At 41.4% G+C, this 18,022-nt stretch carries 23 protein-coding genes and 1 pseudogene; 8 read left to right on the forward strand and 16 right to left on the reverse strand.

The genetic code is table 11. The features are described 5' to 3' along the window. Positions 1-433: 433 nt before the first annotated feature. The 3 genes from KOL94_RS17850 to KOL94_RS17860 form a co-directional block, all read right to left on the reverse strand. Positions 434-1,498, reverse strand: coding sequence for an SDR family oxidoreductase (locus KOL94_RS17850; protein ID WP_221567956.1), 1,065 nt, complete (start codon positions 1,496-1,498; stop codon positions 434-436). 26 nt (positions 1,499-1,524) lie between these two features. After that, the gene (locus KOL94_RS17855; protein WP_260412513.1) at positions 1,525-2,316 is read right to left on the reverse strand and encodes an alpha/beta fold hydrolase; all 792 of its coding nucleotides are present in this window, start codon (positions 2,314-2,316) and stop codon (positions 1,525-1,527) included. Positions 2,317-2,698: 382 nt separating this feature from the next. Then, the gene (locus KOL94_RS17860) at positions 2,699-3,343 is read right to left on the reverse strand and encodes a C40 family peptidase (protein WP_221567957.1); all 645 of its coding nucleotides are present in this window, start codon (positions 3,341-3,343) and stop codon (positions 2,699-2,701) included. Positions 3,344-3,527: 184 nt separating this feature from the next. On the opposite strand from KOL94_RS17860, the gene KOL94_RS17865 reads away from it, so the two are divergent. Beyond that, on the forward strand, positions 3,528-4,364 hold the full coding sequence (locus tag KOL94_RS17865; protein ID WP_221567958.1) for an oxidoreductase: 837 nt from the start codon (positions 3,528-3,530) through the stop codon (positions 4,362-4,364). A gap of 2 nt (positions 4,365-4,366) precedes the next feature. Here the strand turns inward: KOL94_RS17865 and KOL94_RS17870 are convergent, their stop codons facing one another. Further along, complete coding sequence (locus tag KOL94_RS17870) at positions 4,367-4,921, reverse strand: DNA topology modulation protein (protein ID WP_221567959.1); 555 nt, start codon at positions 4,919-4,921, stop codon at positions 4,367-4,369. Between the two features lie 132 nt (positions 4,922-5,053). Here KOL94_RS17870 and KOL94_RS17875 point away from each other — a divergent pair, with 132 nt between their 5' ends. Beyond that, positions 5,054-5,251 (forward strand): hypothetical protein, encoded by a 198-nt coding sequence (locus KOL94_RS17875; protein WP_221567960.1) that lies wholly within the window; start codon positions 5,054-5,056, stop codon positions 5,249-5,251. Between the two features lie 135 nt (positions 5,252-5,386). On the opposite strand, the gene KOL94_RS17880 is transcribed toward KOL94_RS17875, so the two are convergent. Further along, positions 5,387-6,598 carry a M14 family zinc carboxypeptidase gene (locus KOL94_RS17880; protein WP_221567961.1) on the reverse strand — a complete coding sequence of 404 codons (1,212 nt, stop codon included), beginning with the start codon at positions 6,596-6,598 and terminating at the stop codon, positions 5,387-5,389. 178 nt (positions 6,599-6,776) lie between these two features. On the opposite strand from KOL94_RS17880, the gene KOL94_RS17885 reads away from it, so the two are divergent. The 4 genes from KOL94_RS17885 to KOL94_RS17900 all read left to right on the forward strand — a co-directional run bounded on the left by KOL94_RS17885 (position 6,777) and on the right by KOL94_RS17900 (position 9,648). After that, complete coding sequence (locus KOL94_RS17885) at positions 6,777-7,094, forward strand: ArsR/SmtB family transcription factor (RefSeq protein ID WP_221567962.1); 318 nt, start codon at positions 6,777-6,779, stop codon at positions 7,092-7,094. After that, entirely contained in the window at positions 7,087-7,545 is a 459-nt protein-coding gene (locus KOL94_RS17890; RefSeq protein WP_221567963.1) for an SRPBCC family protein, read from the forward strand. The genes KOL94_RS17885 and KOL94_RS17890 overlap by 8 nt, the downstream gene beginning before the upstream one ends. A gap of 176 nt (positions 7,546-7,721) precedes the next feature. After that, a complete protein-coding gene (locus tag KOL94_RS17895) occupies positions 7,722-8,261 on the forward strand; it encodes a sigma-70 family RNA polymerase sigma factor (RefSeq protein ID WP_221567964.1) in 540 nt (179 codons plus the stop codon). Next, positions 8,242-9,648 carry a DUF4179 domain-containing protein gene (locus tag KOL94_RS17900; protein ID WP_221567965.1) on the forward strand — a complete coding sequence of 469 codons (1,407 nt, stop codon included), beginning with the start codon at positions 8,242-8,244 and terminating at the stop codon, positions 9,646-9,648. Before KOL94_RS17895 ends, KOL94_RS17900 begins: the two co-directional genes overlap by 20 nt. 39 nt (positions 9,649-9,687) lie before the next feature. On the opposite strand, the gene KOL94_RS17905 is transcribed toward KOL94_RS17900, so the two are convergent. The 8 genes from KOL94_RS17905 to KOL94_RS17940 all read right to left on the reverse strand — a co-directional run bounded on the left by KOL94_RS17905 (position 9,688) and on the right by KOL94_RS17940 (position 14,296). Further along, positions 9,688-10,410 (reverse strand): hypothetical protein, encoded by a 723-nt coding sequence (locus KOL94_RS17905; RefSeq protein ID WP_221567966.1) that lies wholly within the window; start codon positions 10,408-10,410, stop codon positions 9,688-9,690. Further along, positions 10,400-11,002, reverse strand: coding sequence for an RNA polymerase sigma factor (locus KOL94_RS17910; protein WP_221567967.1), 603 nt, complete (start codon positions 11,000-11,002; stop codon positions 10,400-10,402). The genes KOL94_RS17905 and KOL94_RS17910 overlap by 11 nt, the downstream gene beginning before the upstream one ends. Positions 11,003-11,129: 127 nt before the next feature. After that, positions 11,130-11,726, reverse strand: a complete 597-nt coding sequence (plsY, locus tag KOL94_RS17915) for a glycerol-3-phosphate 1-O-acyltransferase PlsY (RefSeq protein ID WP_221567968.1) — start codon at positions 11,724-11,726, stop codon at positions 11,130-11,132. A gap of 110 nt (positions 11,727-11,836) precedes the next feature. Continuing rightward, positions 11,837-12,172 (reverse strand): nucleoside/nucleotide kinase family protein, encoded by a 336-nt coding sequence (locus KOL94_RS17920; RefSeq protein ID WP_221567969.1) that lies wholly within the window; start codon positions 12,170-12,172, stop codon positions 11,837-11,839. Further along, positions 12,169-12,543, reverse strand: coding sequence for a DUF1648 domain-containing protein (locus KOL94_RS17925; RefSeq protein ID WP_221567970.1), 375 nt, complete (start codon positions 12,541-12,543; stop codon positions 12,169-12,171). Before KOL94_RS17925 ends, KOL94_RS17920 begins: the two co-directional genes overlap by 4 nt. Before the next feature lie 13 nt (positions 12,544-12,556). After that, positions 12,557-12,973, reverse strand: coding sequence for a VOC family protein (locus KOL94_RS17930; protein ID WP_221567971.1), 417 nt, complete (start codon positions 12,971-12,973; stop codon positions 12,557-12,559). Between the two features lie 2 nt (positions 12,974-12,975). Beyond that, a complete protein-coding gene (locus KOL94_RS17935) occupies positions 12,976-13,347 on the reverse strand; it encodes a VOC family protein (protein WP_221567972.1) in 372 nt (123 codons plus the stop codon). An 88-nt stretch (positions 13,348-13,435) separates the two neighbouring features. Beyond that, positions 13,436-14,296 (reverse strand): TVP38/TMEM64 family protein, encoded by an 861-nt coding sequence (locus tag KOL94_RS17940; protein ID WP_260412514.1) that lies wholly within the window; start codon positions 14,294-14,296, stop codon positions 13,436-13,438. A gap of 138 nt (positions 14,297-14,434) precedes the next feature. Between KOL94_RS17940 and KOL94_RS17945 the strand changes: the two genes are divergently transcribed. Then, complete coding sequence (locus KOL94_RS17945) at positions 14,435-15,127, forward strand: sigma-70 family RNA polymerase sigma factor (RefSeq protein WP_221567973.1); 693 nt, start codon at positions 14,435-14,437, stop codon at positions 15,125-15,127. A 23-nt stretch (positions 15,128-15,150) separates the two neighbouring features. Further along, positions 15,151-15,738 (forward strand): annotated as a pseudogene (gene clpP / locus KOL94_RS17950) (ATP-dependent Clp endopeptidase proteolytic subunit ClpP); the annotation flags it as partial. A 136-nt stretch (positions 15,739-15,874) separates the two neighbouring features. On the opposite strand, the gene KOL94_RS17955 reads toward clpP, so the two are convergent. From KOL94_RS17955 to KOL94_RS17965, 3 genes are all read right to left on the reverse strand, one after another. Continuing rightward, positions 15,875-16,027, reverse strand: a complete 153-nt coding sequence (locus KOL94_RS17955) for a glycine zipper domain-containing protein (protein ID WP_221567975.1) — start codon at positions 16,025-16,027, stop codon at positions 15,875-15,877. 13 nt (positions 16,028-16,040) lie between these two features. Next, positions 16,041-16,430, reverse strand: coding sequence for an SRPBCC family protein (locus KOL94_RS17960; RefSeq protein ID WP_221567976.1), 390 nt, complete (start codon positions 16,428-16,430; stop codon positions 16,041-16,043). A 537-nt stretch (positions 16,431-16,967) separates the two neighbouring features. Then, positions 16,968-17,795 (reverse strand): DUF3224 domain-containing protein, encoded by an 828-nt coding sequence (locus KOL94_RS17965; RefSeq protein ID WP_221567977.1) that lies wholly within the window; start codon positions 17,793-17,795, stop codon positions 16,968-16,970. Positions 17,796-18,022: the final 227 nt, after the last annotated feature.

Below are 18,022 nucleotides of genomic sequence, written 5' to 3' on the forward strand. Positions count from 1 at the left end.
GTTTTGCTGGTGAATGGTCTGGGTATATATGAATCAAAGCAGTTCAAAGATAGAGAAAAATGCTTTACTTAAAGCATCGTATAGTATTATGACCTCCCCCTCCCCTTGTCTGACCAACAAGGGGGCTTTTTTTTGAAAATCCTGTCATATACGGTGGAGATATATTCGCTCTCCATGGGTCCAAGAAAATTGGAAGCACACTCTTAGCCAGGTAGATTACTAGTTACCGCCACAAGAAGTTTGAAGTGATCCAGGTGACTTGTTGTGATAATCACCACTTCCTTGCATTTGCCCGAATTGACAAGCCATGTCCGACGTTGCCCTAGGTTCGGACAGGGTTTCGCTTTTTCCATCTGCTCCCGCCTGATTTCGTCCATAAAAAAGAGGCGGACCGCATCAATTTTGATGGTGGCGCCACCTCTGGGCTTTGCTATCAAGCAGGTACAGCTTTTGTTTCCAAATAGGCATTGATGATCATCTTGATCGCCTCATCGGATAGATTCAAGTGTTTGATATCAGAACCTGCAATCAATTTTTGTGTATTTTCATCTTCAAAGGTAATCGAACTCTTCAAGTATGCTGCAAAAACTTCGATCATTCCATTGAGACGCATTTCTTCTTCGCTAAGATCATGCTCCTCATCTACGTCTACGATCGATAAATTATTGATTTCTAATGCCTGCTGGATCCAGGTCAAAATCGCTGCATTCGTCGGTGGATTCGGATTGGTGATGTTGTAGACTTTACCTGCCTCCGCCGCACCAAGTGCGTGCCCCAAAAGATCGGCTACATAATCCACAGGGACGAAGTTCGAAGTACCCTCCATCGCACCTACAAGTCTGTACAGTTGATGGCTCCGACCTGCACGGATGGTCCTTCTTTTAAAAATCTCAAGCGCACGCATGAAACCATACAGTGTGAAAGCAGAGTCCGCTTCGCCTGTCTTCGAGTCCCCAATGATGATCGCTGGCCTGAAAATCGAAACATCCATCCGATCACGGTACGAGTTTACGAGATGCTCTGACTGTACTTTACTTTCTTCATATGGGTTGTTGTACACCTCGTCTGGATCGTAAAAAGCTTCAATTCCGATCGTCCTTTTCCCTACTGTATAAGCGGTACTTACATAGAGAAACTTCTTCGCGCCCATTTTGACAGCTAGATCGAGTATGTTCTTCGTGCCTTCATAATTGATCTTAAACAAGTCATCCCTTAATTCCTCTTCGAACTTGACGAGAGCAGCAAGATGATAGACGACATCAATTTTACCAGTAAAAGGCACCATATCCTTGGGATCCAGCCCACATCCAGGTACGGTGATGTCTCCTTGTACAAGGTGGATCCTTTTCCTTTGTTCCTTCGTAAAGCCTGCTGTTACTTTTTCAGCTCTCTTTATATTCCGAAATAGTAGGTAAAGGTGATGATCCGTGTCTTCAATCAAGTTCCGGATCAGTTTTCCCCCTAAAAAGCCGGTCGAACCAGTTAAAAATATGTTCAATCAATCTCACTCCTATGTTGGTTCACTTACATCGATGCTGCCTTGTCCATGTTTTTATTGAGAAATTCCAAAGACAGCCTGTTGAATTCTTTCGGTTTCTCTATATTGCACACATGCCCGCAATGATCGATTATGGATAACGAGGCATTCCGATCGCCAGCGATATCTTTACGTAAAAAGTTGATGAAAAAGTAATCTTCCTCTCCAGAAATATAAAGCTTTGGTACATCCTTTGCGATCTGTTGAACGAATTGATATGAATGGTCGATCCTATCGTTCAATGCAAAGTACGCCAGCAGATTTTTCCGGGTCATCTTTTTCGCCTCATTAATGAAAATCGAGCGCGACTGTTTGTGGTTCTTATGGGGCATCAGAATCTTCGCAAATAGGGCATACAGCCACATATGGGGAATGAACCCTTTTACAAGTTCCCCTACTATGATCAATAGCTTCGACATGAAGTTGAAACGTGTGATCGCTCCAGCTAAAACGGCACTGCTCATCCGTTTCGGGTTCTTTTTCATAAGGTGATGGATGATGATCGCCCCTAAGGATACCCCTACAAAATGCGCCTTTTTAATATGTAAATTGTCCATCACTTTAAAGATTTCATCCGTAATAAGGTCGAATGACAATTCTGCTTCATATTCATGAACATCAGGTGAATACCCGTGTCCAGGTAAGTGGATCGCAACCACGTTATAACGTTTCCGGTAATCCTTAAGCTGTTTATAGAAAACATTGGAGTTCCCGCCGATGCCGTGGATCAAAACCACATGCTCTGCTCCCGCCTTCTTGAAAAGTTTATATTCTAGCAATAGCCCTAGTCCCCTTCTATTTCTGCATATTCATCCATTATAGTCGAAATCGGTCGATAATTGTTGTAGTTCATCAAATTATCAAAACTACCACCACATCCAAGTTTTTACTGCTGATGAAAAGCACCAGCCCCCACCTGAGAACTGGTACTTTTTTTTCGTTTATTAATTCAAATGAATGTATTGGAAAGGCGCCAAAAAAATGAAATATGAGGTATGTATTCAGAGGTAAGGAGGGGTTATCCACAAAATGCAAGGGGAAATGCAAAAAATCTGGAATTACCTCAAAAGTCCGATTTTATCTACAAAAATGGAATCTACAAAAACAAGAAATTATCTACAAAACGGAAGAGATGACCCACCTGAGGATCATCTCTCAAACTTAACGATATCGCTTTGCGCCTATGTAACGGTCCTTCCAATAAGAGCTTTCAAGGTCACTTTCTGTTACGCCTTCCGATGATGAAGCATGCATGAATTTATCTTTGCCGATATAGACGCCTGCATGGCTCGGTCCATTACCATCCAGGTCAAAGAACACGATATCTCCGATGGCTGGAGAGCTTACTTCTTTTCCATCTTCATACATTTGTGCAACGGTACGGTCAAGCTCTACCCCAACACCCTCGTCAAAGATGTATTGAAGATAACCGCTGCAGTCGAAGCCATCAGGTGATTCACCGCCCCACTCGTAAGATGTACCTTCATATTTTTTCGCTGTATTGACAATCGCTTCTTTACTGAAAATCCCTAGTGCTTTGTAAGTCTCTTTTCCAGTGATCCCATCAGCCGCAAGACCCTTGGCGTTCTGGAACTCTTTCACAGCTTCTGTCGTGTAATCGCCATAATACTCCGTTGTTTTACTGTAATCAAAGTACCCTTTTTCATCCAGTAGTTCTTGAAGTTCTTGTACGTCTGAATGCTCCATTTCAGGTTTCAATGTCTGGTCTCCAAGTGCTGCATGTCCGACGATCGGATTGAATGCCACAACTCCTGCAAATGCTAACCCTGCTGCTAATTTTTTCAACCTTACATCTCCCTTATGTCAAAATTCGTACCTGTCCTATATTACCAGTTGAATATGACACAGCGATTTTAAAATAATTACATCAGAATAACAATTTGTAGGAAAGGAGTTGGATTCCTCCAACGAGAAGTCTATATTGGAGATGTATCCCATTCATACCTAAGACTCAGATAGGAGATCAATCATGAAACGAAAACGCGTTATCGTCACAGGGACCTCCAGCGGGTTCGGCATGCTGTTTGCAAACGAACTAGCTAGGGCTGGATTCGAGGTCATAAGTACAATGAGAAATTTAGAGAAAGCTGAACCTCTTTTAAAATTGGCAGCGGAATATCAAGTGGCGGATTTGATTCATCCAAAAGAACTTGATGTCACTTCTGCTGAATCCATCCGTCGTTTCAAGGATTCCCTTTCAACGTTTGAGCGTATCGATGTACTGGTGAATAATGCAGGTTTTGCAGCAGGCGGTTTTTGTGAAGAACTGTCCATAGAGGACTATCGATTGCAGTTTGAAACGAACGTCTTCGGTTTGATCGAGGTCACACAAGCGGTACTGCCATACATGCGAAAAAAACAGAGCGGACGCATCATCAACATCAGCAGCATAAGCGGAAGATTCGGTTTTCCGGGCTTATCCCCATATGCAGCCTCAAAACATGCTCTTGAAGGATTCAGCGAAAGCCTCCGTCTTGAACTGAAGCCCTACGGCATCGATGTCATACTCGTTGAACCAGGATCCTATAAAACGAATATTTGGTCTACACTCGATGACATGCCACTAGATCATGGATCTCCCTATCATTCGTATTTAGAAGCGATCATGGAGAACATCGAACGCGATAAGGACTCACACGGAAATCCGCTTGAAGTCGCTGAGCTTGTCTCCCGTCTCGCAAGCCAAAAGAAAATCCCGAAACTCCGATACCCTATTGGCAAAGGTGTGAAAATGAATCTATTTTTAAAGACGATCCTGCCGTGGAAAACATTAGAGCGGATCATTTTAACCAAGCTGTTGAAGTAGATTCATTGTTTACTAGAACTCGTACAGATTTCGTCCTGCATCATCTTCTGTTGATAAACTAATTCAATGAACAATTCCACATCTTTTTTCGTCTTGAGGATGATCACTTGTTTCTCACGTTCAAATTTCTCTAGCCTTTTTAATAATTGTGGTCGGCGAGCCTTGTTGAAGTTCCAAACATACCTCAAGAATTCTGGGTCAAGTTTCTCTGGGCACCCTTCACCCATATCCACTCTTGTTTTCTTGTGGTTTATGATTCTTCTTTTTATGACCCGATAAAAGCATGTCAGCCGAGGCATATCCAGAAACACGATCGTGTCCGCCGCTTCTAGCCGTACATCCATCGTCGCCCCGTAATTTCCGTCAAAAATCCAGCGATCCTTTTTCACAAGCTGTTCCTGCTTATTCCTCAGCTCTTCCCGCGGTGTTTCAACCCAGCCTGGCTGCCAATTCAAGCGATCCAAATGGATGACTTCGATTGTAAGGATTTCCCCGATTTTTCTGGATAACGTCGATTTTCCGGCGCCACCACAGCCAACAATCGCAATTCTTTTCACTCGTACTTACCTCCCTCGACCCATTAGGCTACGACAATAATGGAATTTAATGTTAATATAATAGTAGATAAACTGCAACATATTTTATTTGTGTGTATGTAAATATATGACTGTGTAGGAAAGGGTGATCTCATGGGTTGGTTTTTCGGTTTTCTTGGTGCATTGCTTGCCTTTGCGGGTATCATTGATTGGAGACGGAAGAAAAATAAAAATACATCACAGCATTCAATGAATCCACACGCAAAATCGGGTGAAAGTTCGAACTACGTCATGGGGGACAACCGTTACTCCAGCGGCAGCGGCGGTGGACTAGGCGGCGGAGACAACTGATCTGAACTATGATAAATGGGCTGGTCCAAAAAGAAAAGTGTCAGACACCTCCAACATCACATTTTGTAAATAAACACAATTTCTCTCAAAATGTTAGTAAGTTCGGAGAGTCAGACACTTATAGTTCAGCCTCATTTAAAATCCATAGTTTTGATCACGGTCCGTCAGCGGAATGTCATCATATTCATCAGCATTGATTTCGTAGACATCACCAGAAGCCACACCATTAATGATACCAAAAAGTCCTGTTTCAACGGCATTCACTAGCTGTCCTCTCTTTTTCTGGCCGAAGCTTTGGGTCTGACCCGTCACTTCAAATAGCACAGCCCCACTGCCATTCAAGGCAAAAGAACCGAGTGCAGTTCCTGGGAGATCAAGTTCTTGAGGATAAAGTGAAATATTTCCGAAAGGCGAATTTCCCATTTGTTGAAGAGCATCATAAGCAGCAACATTCAATTGTTTTGAAAACTCTCCATCGTATTGATCTGCATATTCACTATATTTCTCACCTTCCGAACTATTAGGATCAGGGATGAATTCGCCTGAAATGGAAAGGGTTACTGGTTCTCCGCTCCCTTCAATCGTGTAGACTCCTTGGTGATGGAGATCTACAAACACATCTACTTTTCCAAAATCCTCGATTAAACTTTTATATACGTCCCGTACAGTTTGTGCTTCAGGTGTAATGTACCACCCTGGCAAAGATGAATCCCCCGGAAAATCCTCTGCTTGAGGAATATAGTCAAGATCAGGATTAAAATCACGATTGACATCAAATCCTGGATTAGAGGCATAGTCCCAATATTCGTTTTGATAGGTGTAATAATTCCACGATGGTTCTATACCACTCAATTGAGGGAAATCTTCAACAACCTCATTCCACGATAAATCGTTTCCTCTTCGATTCAGTTCTGTAGCATCAGGATTTACCATCGGCATCGCTACTATGGTAACTTCCTCCCTGATTTTCTTTGCTTCTGGAGAGTTATTTGAACCAAGATATTGAAGGATATTCAACAATGCTGCCGTGCCTGTTTTTTCGTTTCCATGAATTTCACTTTGAAGTAATAATACCTTTTCACCTGTTCCCACCGTTGCAGTATAAATTTCACGTTCCTGATTGGAATAGCCAGCAACTTCGACATCCACTCGGCCATTACTGCTATTCTCAATCTCCCCTAACCTTTCACTTAATTCGTCATGACTTATGAACCCAGATACCGCATAATTTTGGTTTTCTGGAGTTCCTGGGCCTTTGGTTTGTGCATCTCCATGGACGGGACTGAGTAATCCAGCTAACAATACGAGCGAGCTGAACACCATAATAAACTTGTTCCTTCTTAGCATCGAATCCCTCCTAAACATTTTTATCATTTTTTACATTCTTTTTCATATTTCGATCTCCTTTTTATTACGTTAAAACACAACATTCGTCATGTCTGGAAAATGAAGACTAGGACATTTTGAACGAGTGATAAGTCATACATAATTGACATGCAACTGAATTGTTGCGTATAATGGATACATGGAAAAAGTTTTCAAGGCGCTTGCCGATTCAAGCAGACGAAGGTTATTAGACCAGTTATATAGAACAAACGGCCAAACCCTAAGTGAATTATGCGGGTACCTGGATATGTCCCGCCAGGCTGTCACCCGGCATCTAGGGATTTTGGAAGATGCCAATCTTATTGTCGTGGTCTGGAAAGGACGGACCAAGCTCCACTATTTGAATACAAAACCAATCAATGAAATCTATGAACGATGGATTGGAAAGTTTGATCGTCATCGTATCGAAGCCTTACAACAATTGAAAAACGAATTGGAGGATGATGAAGATGAGTAACCACACATTTGTCTATGCTACATATATTGCGACAACCCCTGAAAAGCTATGGGAAGTACTAACCTCAGGTGAATTCACAAAAAAGTATTTCTTCGGGCGTGAAGTCCAATCTGATTGGGAGGAAGGTGCAGAAGTTAAATATCTTCGTGGAAATGGTGAATTGGACGTTTCCGGTAAAGTGTTGAATTGTGAACCATATTGTAACTTGTCTTTCACCTGGATCCATGCTGAAGATTCCACCGAACGGAGTCAACCAACAATTGTTACCTTCGAGCTAACACCAATGGATGACACTGTCAAGCTGACTTTGATCCATGAAAATCTACTTGAAGTTGACTATACCGTAGAAAGAGATACGTTCAGAGGATATAATAACGGCTGGCCAGCAATATTGAGCAATTTGAAAAGTTATCTCGAAACAGGGAAGACATTACAAGCGGTTCAAGCTTAAGAAGTTGCATCCCCAATTACAGATGTTTTGAAAGCGACCATTCATCTTTGACTATTGAATGAGCGGCTGTCCCAGGCAGCCGTTTTCTTATGCTTAATAACAAAGTACATAATCAGAAATCTTTTTGAAACTTATTTCACCTCTGCCCGCTCTAATGTGGTGAAAGGAGGCAGCACATGCTACATATACAACTCGTAAAAAAAGCGATAAAAGGCGATGATCAAGCCTTTGAGTCGCTGATCCAGGAAGAAAGCGATAAACTCTATCGGACAGCTTTCCTTTATGTTCGAAACAAGGAGGATGCACTTGATCTCCTTCAGGAAACAGTCTGCAAAGCGTACGTTGCAATCGACAAACTCAAGAATCCGGAGTATTTCAGCACCTGGCTCACCAAAATCCTTATGAATACCGCTTACGAATTTTTAAATAAGAAAAAGAGAATCCTTCTGACCGGAGATGCGTTTTTTGAGACTATATCCAATCGAAGTACATCCAATGTTGATGATCATATCGACCTGGTCAAGGCAATCTCAGGATTAAAGGAAGACTATCAATCTGTCATCATCTTATTTTATTATCAGGATCGGTCTATCCAGGATATCGCGAAAATCTTGGACCGCCCGGAAGGTACGATCAAAACATATCTTCATCGCGCAAAATCCGAGTTGAATAAGGCTTTGAAAGGAGCACCCAATTATGGACAAGGATTGGTTTGAAAAAGAGACAAAGAAAATAGACGTACCAAAAAATGAGGTTTATGCTGCAATTTCTAAAGGAATTGGTGATGGGAAAAAGGAAAAACGGCTTCACAAACGTAAAAAATCCATCAAAGCCAGTGCAATTTTATCTAGTACCGCTGCTTCACTTGTACTTGCATCAGGATTCCTTTTTGCACCGGTGACTGAAGTTCTCGCTAAGGTTCCCTTCTTAAGTGCTGTTTATGAGCATGCCCCTTCAGTCGGAAATGAATTGTTCACTAGTAATCTCGTCACAGAGCTCAATCAGAAAGCGTCCGATAATGGTGTTGATGTAACCATTACAAGCGCTTACTATGATGGCAACATCATCGGAGTAACGTTCGAGGCGCTGGGAGACCAATTGACCACTGAACATATGGACGAAGGAAACCGGCCAGTTGGCGGCCTTGCTTACGAAACATTTGATGGGAAAGATCAGAACCAATGGGGATCAGGCAGCTCGGGACTTCAAAAGGAAGGCGATCACTTTGTCGGATCGATTGAATTCTACAACCCTAATGAACGTATTGCTGATGATTTTACTCTCCCACTCACATTTACTCATTTAGCGGATGTAAACGGTAAATGGCGCTTTGATATCCCAGTAGATCGTATTCCTAGTGAGGAAATCCAGGTGAACAAAAGCATTCGTTCAGAGGATGGCGTGTTCCAACTCAGTGTGGAATCGATTATAAAGGGAAAAGCAACCACCATGATTGAGTATACCTATACGGTTCATGAAGAAGAGGACACTTTGAATGTGACAGTGTTTGATAATAATGGAAAAAGATTAGGTAAGTTCCATGCTGATGTTCTTCATGTAGAAGAAAAAGATGGGCTCTTCCATAAAAAAGTACGTGAGTTATTTCCTAATAAAATAGATGAAAACGCTGATTCTCTCACCCTCTATGCTGAAACTGAACTTTATGATCAGGAAGTCCACCAGACATTAGATACGAATACACCAATAGAAATAAAGAGCAATCGATTTGATTATCAAATTACTGTGGAAAATTTCAAACAAGAAAATAGTGAAGTAACAATAGATTTCAAGATCGATAACCTTGAAAAGGACCAGGTCCGTAATGATCTCCTATTGAATTTTGCTGAATTTGTTCAACTGATTCCAACAGAACGAGTCCAACAGAACAAGGACGGTAAACTCGACATTGAAAAAATGTTAAAGTATGAAATCCGAAGCAATAAAACCAAAGTTCTTAATAAAGATGATATGCGTTACCGATCCACCTTCACAATTGGTGAGAATACCGATATTCGAGAATACTCACTGCTAGTCCCATTCCCTATTTTGAGTTTGAATGACAAACCAGTTAAACTGGATCCACTGAAAATAGAGCTAAAATAAGAGAAGAAGGCTGAAGCGCTAGAGCTTCAGTCTTCTTTATTACTGAGTAGGCATGAACGCGACTTTCCAGATGTCATTTTCCCCTTTTATCATACGGAATCTCATATCATATTCTGGACCCTCAAACTGAATGACCCCTACCTTATCCTCCACCAATTCGAATTCACCTTTTCCAAGTTTTGCGAATGCATTTCGGATGGCATCCGGACTGACATTCGAGCTTTTGGCATCCTCTAGGTGTTGTTCAAGCGTCCAATAAACATATTCTTCACGCTTTGTGTATAATGCATATTCTGTTTCATAATCCTTATCTACCCTTGATTGGACGTGGAGTTTTGCAATGCTTACTGGTGATAAGCTACTTAAATGTTCTTCATCATGGTCTTCTTTGAAAGACTTGTATGTATTCATTTCCTCCTTGGATAATTTGAAAACCGCTTTTGGGTCCTCAGTATCTGGTTCATGTGTCGCCTGTTGCTCATCCTCATCCTTTACAATAGGTGTAGTGTCCGGTTGTTTTTCGGTTAAGTTCATCGCCTGTTGAAGTTCAGTTGAGAACGTAAAGCCAAGGGTCAACAGAATGGTAATAGAAGCACAAATGGCTATCGCCGTTTTAAAATTGGGAAATCTCCATTTTTTCTTAAGGCTTCTGTCCGTCAACCGAGCCCGAAGCTGTTCCGTAAATACAGGAGGAGGTTCTTTTTCCGGATGATCCCGAAGAATCGAGAGCAGCCTTTCATCATGTTTCTCCTTATCGTTCATTGGTCAACACCGCCCCTTCGCCAAGGTTCCCGATTTCATTCTTCAAATGCTTCATCGCCCTATGATAATCAACCCTGACCTTCAATTCTGGAATTCCAAGGATTTCTGCTGTCTCCCGGATCGTATATTCCTTGATCCCTCTTAGAATGATGAGGCTGCGGTATTTCGGCTTCAGTTTCAACAAAGCGTTTTGTATAACGTTCCATTCGTCTTGTTTAATCATACGTTCTTCCGGCGTTGGATCATCTGAAGCTTTATCGTTGAAAATATAGGGCAAAAACGAACGTCTGCCCCTTTTCCTGGTATAGTCAATTGCTGTATTTTTTGCGATGGAAAGAATCCACACCCTCACTTTGTTGGAACTCTTTAGAGTGGATAAATTCCGCATCGCTTTTATGAACGTTTCTTGTGTGATGTCTTCTGCTTCATCGCGGCGGTTGGTATAATAAATCGCAAAATGATAAACATCTCTATAGGGCAGATCGTATATCTCTTCAATAGTCAATTGGTCATCCACAACCCCTGCCCCCTTCACTACCAATAAGACGTACATACACCTTAATTGTTTCAATTTTCCAGTGAAAATTTTCAAATTAAAAGGGCTAGGAGTTTCCAAGCCCTATTATCAGTACCTCTTTATAGATGACGGCGTACCAACTGACAACATGGTTACTTCTCTAACTGACGCCACATTTGGTCTTTCCTTATTTACACTCCAATTAAACTTCTCTCTTAACATCCTTATGGCTTATCGTTGGTTCAACTCGATGCAAATAATTTCGAATGTTTGTCCGGTGCAAAAAGAGTAGGAAAATGGTAAAGAATCCAAAAAAGACACTCGTTCTCCACTCCTCAGCTTGCATGGATAGGAAAGTAAGTGTAATTCCAATAGAAAGAGACCCAAGAAACACGTAACGGGTTAAAAAGATTACGAGAAAGAAGCCTCCATATACAATAAGACTCCAAATCGGGTTCCAAATAAGCAACACGCCTGCCGTTGGAGCAATTGCTTTTCCTCCCTTGAATCCATAGTATATAGGGAAACAATGACCGATTACTGCCATCATTCCGACAACAAGAGGAGAAATTTCTACATTAAAAAATATCGGCAAAAAAGCAGCGACGGCCCCTTTTAAAATATCTCCAATCGCAACAAAGATAGCAGTTTTCTTACCGAATGTACGCAGTGTATTTGTTGCTCCAGCATTTCCACTTCCATGTGTCCGGACATCAATACCATACCAGTGTTTTCCTATCCATATTGAAAAACTGAATGAACCTATCAAGTAACTGATCAGGAGAAATATCCAATCCATCACGCATCTCCTCTTTACCCATTTTCCGTTTTTAACTTTAACATCTTAAGTTGTAACTTTAGACAAATCAAATGCTGCCCTTTTCATAAAGCATAGTAATACGAATATCATTAACTTTTAATAATGGCATCGACTTGTTTGTGAGGTGCTACGGATCTTAAATAATAATCTTCTGCTTTCCAATACCTATTGTGGAACTTTTCAATGTTCTCTTGAGACGAGTCGCTTTCTCTCTGAAACCGCTCATTTCTTGGACTATCCAAATACGCGATAAAATCAAGGTGCTTCCTCCATTCGTTTCTTTGAAGAAATACCCCTTCGATTATGATCAGACCATGCTCAGGTAGCTTTATGTATTTTGTGATATGACTATCTTGTTCATCGTCATAAAACGGCAATTCCAATCTGTTACAACGTCTTATCTCCTTGAACAAGTTTTCTTTCAACCATTGCACATCCCATTGAAGTTTTTTTCATTTTTGATGACGTTGATCATCATACTGGCATTCTTGTATTGTTTTTCAACATTTTCTTCGGTCAGATTTATATAGTTATACACATGTGGATATTTCTCCAAAAACGTCAAACCAATCCACATACTGATGCCTATAAAAAGCAGGAGCCATATCAGTCCTTTATGTCCCCAATTATCCGGCTCTCCTGCAAAATCAAAATGGACGGGAACCTTATCCGGCAATGTGGACCATTGCATCACTAGATATACAATGACCCACCCAAATAAAAACATTCCAATGTTATCTAATATCCTTTCAAATCTTGTTTTTTCTATCTTTATAATCGGACGGTGTTGATCCATTTGTACCCCTTCTCTATGTAATCTGATACTTTTCTTTGAATTCCGGGCTCAGCTCACTCCACACGTCAAATTTGTTTCCGTCCAGGTCATAGAATACGAAGTTGTTTCCGGAGTGCCCACGGTCTTCGATTTCTCCCACTCTCACATCTTGTTTCAGAAACTCTTGATGAAGTCCTTCCAGTGCATGTATCCCGTTCACTTCGAATGTCAGGGAAAAACATTCATTCCCATCTACGTCTGTAAAATTTGCAGACTGATCGGTGTCTGACTTCACTAAGAAGAAGCTCTGGGTTGCTAGATTGATGATCGCCTTGTTTTGATCCAGATAATTCGTTTCTGCACCAAGCTTCAGTTCATACCATTCAGCTGCTCTCGCTACATTATTTACTGGAATATAGGTTGTACCGACACGTAATAGTTTTTCATTCATTTTTAAAACTCCTTTCCAGTTGCACTTAAATTTTCAAACAACCCGATCAGATTTCCGTCTGGATCCTCGAATGTCAACCATGCTGCCTGAACACCTTCCCGCGTATTGACTTCTTCGAGTTCAATAGATAATTCTTCCATGAGTCGTTTTCTTTCGGCTTTTATATCCGTTACACCAAGCCTGATTGGCCCATTTCCGATTGCAGGAGTTCCTTCAGCCAATTGAATCCAAGTATCCTGAAGCAACTCCCATTCAGCAAAACCTTCATGTGGAATGAAATCCGGCCTCCGGTTGAATAATACGCCATACCATTCCATACCTTTTTCAAAATCACTTACTCTGACTTGAAAGGTCACACCAGTCAAATTACCCATACGTAAACTCCTTTATCTTTTCATCACTATTTAGTTCAATGATTTCCTGAAATTCCCTTTATTTTCACTGAAGAAATATCAGATTTCGTCAACTTTCCAATGTTTTTGTTTTTTTCAGGAACTTTTTAACGAACAAAGAGATTATGTATAGCGTTCCTAGAAGGACTGAGCATGTTAAAACCAATTGCGGACCTGTCAGGGGTAGCAATTGTGCTAAATGAACAGAATAAGCTAGGAGTGAGGAAGTGAAGAACTTGGCGATGGATGCGATGATGATGAACTTTTTAAATGTGACCGCACCGATTCCAGCCCCGACACAGATAATCTCATCGGGCAGGATGGGAATAATGAAAAGGAGGACTAATATTACCGTTTCATTTCGTCCGACATAGGTTCTGTATTTTTCCAGATGTTTTTCTTTTACCAATTTCGAAATAATCTTTTGTCCTCCGTATCGTGCGATGAAGAACATAGAAATGATCCCAATGATCGTACCAAAGTAACCTAGAATGGAAGCTGAAAACGGACCGAAAACAGCACTTCCGGCACCAATGGTAACCGCTTCTGGAATGGGGAGGATAATCGGTTGAACCAGGCAGATCATGAAGAAGATCAGTTTAGCAGACGATTCATGCTCCCTCAGCACATTTTCGATTCCATGAGCATCCGTCAATGCTGCAAATTTTGTCAGATAATAAATTAGCAGTAAAATGAATACAAAAGAATTCAAAGAAATCAAAGCAACCTTGGTAACCTTCAACAACTGCCACCTTTTTAATAAAACAATCAAAGCATCAAAAAACAGAAGTACCAGCAATATACTTAAAAGACTCCATTTATAAACGGGGAGCATAGCAGGCATTGTGCTGATGAGCAAATACGCGATCAGTCCCCCCATTATCAGGTGTAAAAGGATTTCTACAGACAGTTTAGGTTTTAGTTCGATCAACTGATTTCTCTCCCTCGAATAGATAAGCTGGAACATCATTGTAAAGGATACAATTGTATTAAATATATTTAAACACCCGTATCTTTTTTCCTTCTTTAATCGTTATAAGTGTAGAGAGGAGCTAAAGGAGTGAGGAAAATGTACGCCAGGCCTGGCATTCATGTACAAAGTGAAGATCTGCAACCGGAAGAGCTACAAGAACTGTATTCGAAACTGAACCGCTATTGTCATTTCCTTTCCCAAAACAAGTGGGATGGCGAAGATCTTGCACAGGAAACGCTGTTCAAAGCACTACATCATTATGGTAAGCGGAAAATTGAACTGAATGCAGCATTATTGAAAAAGATAGCCCACAATTTGTGGATGGACCAACTGCGGAAACGGAATCGTGAAGTGATTGGTTTCACACCTGAAGACACAGATGAAGAGAACAAATTCAAGGAAGAAACTACAGACCTTATAGAGCATTTGATCTCGAAGCTTACATCAAAGCAAGCGGTCATATTTGCTTTAAAAGACGCATTCCGTTATCAAATCACTGAGATCGCTGAAATTTTCGGAATGACGGAAACAGCAGTCAAAGCGGTTTTGAGTCGAGCTAGGAAAAGACTCGCAAAGCTGTCTTCGGAAGAGGACCTGAATTCTATTCAAGAATTTGGTGACGAGGATGAGGCAGAAATGTTGAGAACCACACTCTCCGAAGCAGTTCGATCTGAGGATCCAACGGTGCTGATCCGTATCATACCGGTCCTTTTCCCTGCACAGACACAACCGAAGTTGAAACTGATGAACTTCGCCTCTCCTTCAAGCTCACTCTCGATGGCAGCTTAAGCTGTAGACGAAGGAGGAAAAAAAGTATGGCAACCATTCCTTATGTTATTGAACAATCCAACCACGGAGAGCGTTCCTACGATATATATTCACGATTACTGAAAGACAGGATCATCATGGTAAGTGATGAAATCAATGATCATATGGCGAACAGCATCGTCGCGCAATTGTTGTTTCTTGCGGCTGATGATTCGGATAAAGATATCTCGCTTTACATCAACAGTCCCGGCGGCTCCACTTCAGCGGGGTTTGCAATCTTCGATACGATGCAATATATCAAACCCGACATCAGCACGATCTGTACCGGCATGGCGGCTTCATTCGGCGCAATGCTCTTGTTAGCAGGGACTAAAGGAAAAAGGTATGCGCTCCCCAACAGCGAAATCATGCTCCATCAACCGCTTGGAGGTGCGCGCGGGCAAGCGACCGATATCGAAATTTCCGCTAAAAGGATTTTGAAGTTACGCGAACATTTGAATCGCATCATTGCTGAACGTACCGGTCAACCAGTCGAAAAAGTCGCAATCGATACGGACCGAGACTATTTCTTAAGTGCTGAAGAATCGAAGGAGTACGGGATCATTGACGAGATCATTCAGCCGAAAAAGTAATAAAGAAAACTTGGCAAAGCCAAGCCTTAGCGTAGGCTGAGCCTTAGTTGCCCTTATATTGAAGAAAGTATTATACTTTCTTTAAATGCAAGCAAAGAAACGGCAGTCATCTGGCTGCCGTTTTTCTAATTGTGGATCATTTCTTTTTTTGAGCTGCTTCAAATGCGAGTCCAAGCGCTATACCGATTCCGATACCAATCGCAATATTATCGAACATTACACCGATTAAGACACCTATGACCGTTCCAATCACTATTCCACTGCTGAATATTGATTTTTTTCTAGACAAAACACACCATCCTTTATGTCATCTGTTCTAGCAATTGTTTTAGTGTCTCAAGATCTTGTTGGACTTGATCGAGATCCTGATTAAATTGCCCTTCCGACATCATTGGTTGCTGGAAGGCGGTGAATATCACTTCACACCCCGTTCCGTTCGGTATGATCCGCATCGGTACAATGATCGATTCGTCTGGGGAGGGCGTAACAAAGTGATCAACGATACCGAATTCATTACGATCGACAAACCTGATATTCATCGGTCCATCACGCGTCTCAGCAATCCACTGGTCATTGACTTTTTTCACCGATTCGAAAAAAGACCACTGCGGCAAATTTTCAGGGTTCGAAATGAATTCATAAGCTTTGTTGACACTGCAATCGATCGATATGGATAACGTTTTGGAATTCATCAAAGTCACTTTGTCACGTCCTTCTTTTAAAATTTGGCTTTGTTAGTTTTTTCTGTTGGTTTCTACGAAATTCACTCCCTTTCCGCGGGATGGAGAAAAGCGGAAGCGACCAGGTTAGGCACGTAGGTCACTGGAAAGCTGACGAGGAGGTTGTCGCCGCCGCAGGAAGTTTGAAGTGATCCAAGTGACTGGTCGCTGAGCTGGACATCACTTCCTTGCATTTACCTACTTCCGCAAGCCTCCTCACTTGCACAGGATGTCAACACAAAAATGTAATCATTTTCGTGTCTGCGATGAGAATTCTTAGAAGCTTTCCTTATGCTGGCTTCGACGTTCACCACAGGACGTACTTGTACAGGATGTACTGACTTCGACGTTCACCATAGGACGTGGTGGTATTTAGTCGAAGTTCATTAATATAGTCGAAGATCCTTTTAAAAACGGCGGGTTCTCGCCTGGTTCGCTGTTCCCGCAGGAGTGGCGTGAATTTCGAATTAAAATCAACAAAATCCTTTAACAGAGTCTATAATTTAAGGCCTATAAAACTTTATCTGTTTCTTGCAGACCTGCTGCTTTCAGGGCTTTTTCAAGGTCATCGAAGCGGGAAATGTATACTACTCTACCGTCTTTGACTTTAATGACTGAAGCGACATTCGCCTCTCCGGCACTTCGTCCTTCTTGTCCCTTCCATGTCGCAAGTTGTTCATAAACTAAAGAACCCTTTCTTCCATAGATCGATAATGTTTCAAGATTCAGACCTGTTCGCTCCAACCATTCCACCAACAGTACTTTTCCATAACCAGAGCCTCTTGGTCCTGATATTTCGATTGTTGGTGAAGTCATTTCCAATAGTGCATCGACATCTTGCTCATTGCATAGATCAATCCATTTATCAGCCACATTGATTTCTTCTTCGATATATTTATCTTCCTCTTCTTCTTTTTCCCTTAAGAAAATGGCCATTTCTTCATCAAAGGAGTAGTTGAAGGTGACTGAAAATGCATCCGATTCACTTGATTCAACATTGATGACACCATCGATCCCTTTAAGGTCGCCAGTTCCTGATTGCGGAATCACTTTCTGGGTAGAAGTCAGGACTCCATCTTCAAAGGTACCATCATGTTCTAATACAAAGCTGCCGATCCGATTCCCGATACTTCCTGTGAAACGCTCTAGTCCATAAACTGTGGCGGATGTTTCAGTAAAATAACATTTCAATTCTTCCAAAATACCTTCACCTTGAAGATCGCCTTCATAGCTCATTTCAAAATGACCTTTCGTCAGCTTAGGTCCACCTTTCAAGTCACTGTATGGGATTTCACTTCCCCGTTTTATTTTTATGATCGATGTAGCTTGTCCATCCATAGTCAAAAACCTCCCCTTTGATATTAAAAAAACTTAAACGTAATCGACGATTTGATAAATATGATAAGAGGCAGGATGTAATCTCTGCTTTTTTCGCCTCCCTATAGTAATTCGGAGAGAGTGAAAGCATTTCGGCATAACTATGGTAATTTTTTCGTAAAAATCGTCGCCCCTTTCAATTATTCGATTTTTGAAAGGATTTTCCTTTCCTTTTGAAATAAAAAGAA

It is taken from the genome of Alkalihalobacillus sp. TS-13, assembly GCF_019720915.1.
In the GTDB taxonomy this organism is placed as follows: domain Bacteria; phylum Bacillota; class Bacilli; order Bacillales; family Fictibacillaceae; genus Pseudalkalibacillus.

Coding starts and splice junctions, on each gene's coding strand:
- KOL94_RS17865 (WP_221567958.1), top strand. CDS start 3,528: ATGAAACGAAAACGCGTTATCGTCACAGGGACCTCCAGCGGGTTCGGC.
- KOL94_RS17875 (WP_221567960.1), top strand. CDS start 5,054: ATGGGTTGGTTTTTCGGTTTTCTTGGTGCATTGCTTGCCTTTGCGGGT.
- KOL94_RS17880 (WP_221567961.1), bottom strand. CDS start 6,598: ATGCTAAGAAGGAACAAGTTTATTATGGTGTTCAGCTCGCTCGTATTG.
- KOL94_RS17885 (WP_221567962.1), top strand. CDS start 6,777: ATGGAAAAAGTTTTCAAGGCGCTTGCCGATTCAAGCAGACGAAGGTTA.
- KOL94_RS17890 (WP_221567963.1), top strand. CDS start 7,087: ATGAGTAACCACACATTTGTCTATGCTACATATATTGCGACAACCCCT.
- KOL94_RS17895 (WP_221567964.1), top strand. CDS start 7,722: ATGCTACATATACAACTCGTAAAAAAAGCGATAAAAGGCGATGATCAA.
- KOL94_RS17900 (WP_221567965.1), top strand. CDS start 8,242: ATGGACAAGGATTGGTTTGAAAAAGAGACAAAGAAAATAGACGTACCA.
- KOL94_RS17905 (WP_221567966.1), bottom strand. CDS start 10,410: ATGAACGATAAGGAGAAACATGATGAAAGGCTGCTCTCGATTCTTCGG.
- plsY (WP_221567968.1), bottom strand. CDS start 11,726: ATGGATTGGATATTTCTCCTGATCAGTTACTTGATAGGTTCATTCAGT.
- KOL94_RS17925 (WP_221567970.1), bottom strand. CDS start 12,543: ATGGATCAACACCGTCCGATTATAAAGATAGAAAAAACAAGATTTGAA.
- KOL94_RS17930 (WP_221567971.1), bottom strand. CDS start 12,973: ATGAATGAAAAACTATTACGTGTCGGTACAACCTATATTCCAGTAAAT.
- KOL94_RS17935 (WP_221567972.1), bottom strand. CDS start 13,347: ATGGGTAATTTGACTGGTGTGACCTTTCAAGTCAGAGTAAGTGATTTT.
- KOL94_RS17945 (WP_221567973.1), top strand. CDS start 14,435: ATGTACGCCAGGCCTGGCATTCATGTACAAAGTGAAGATCTGCAACCG.
- KOL94_RS17960 (WP_221567976.1), bottom strand. CDS start 16,430: ATGAATTCCAAAACGTTATCCATATCGATCGATTGCAGTGTCAACAAA.
- KOL94_RS17965 (WP_221567977.1), bottom strand. CDS start 17,795: ATGGATGGACAAGCTACATCGATCATAAAAATAAAACGGGGAAGTGAA.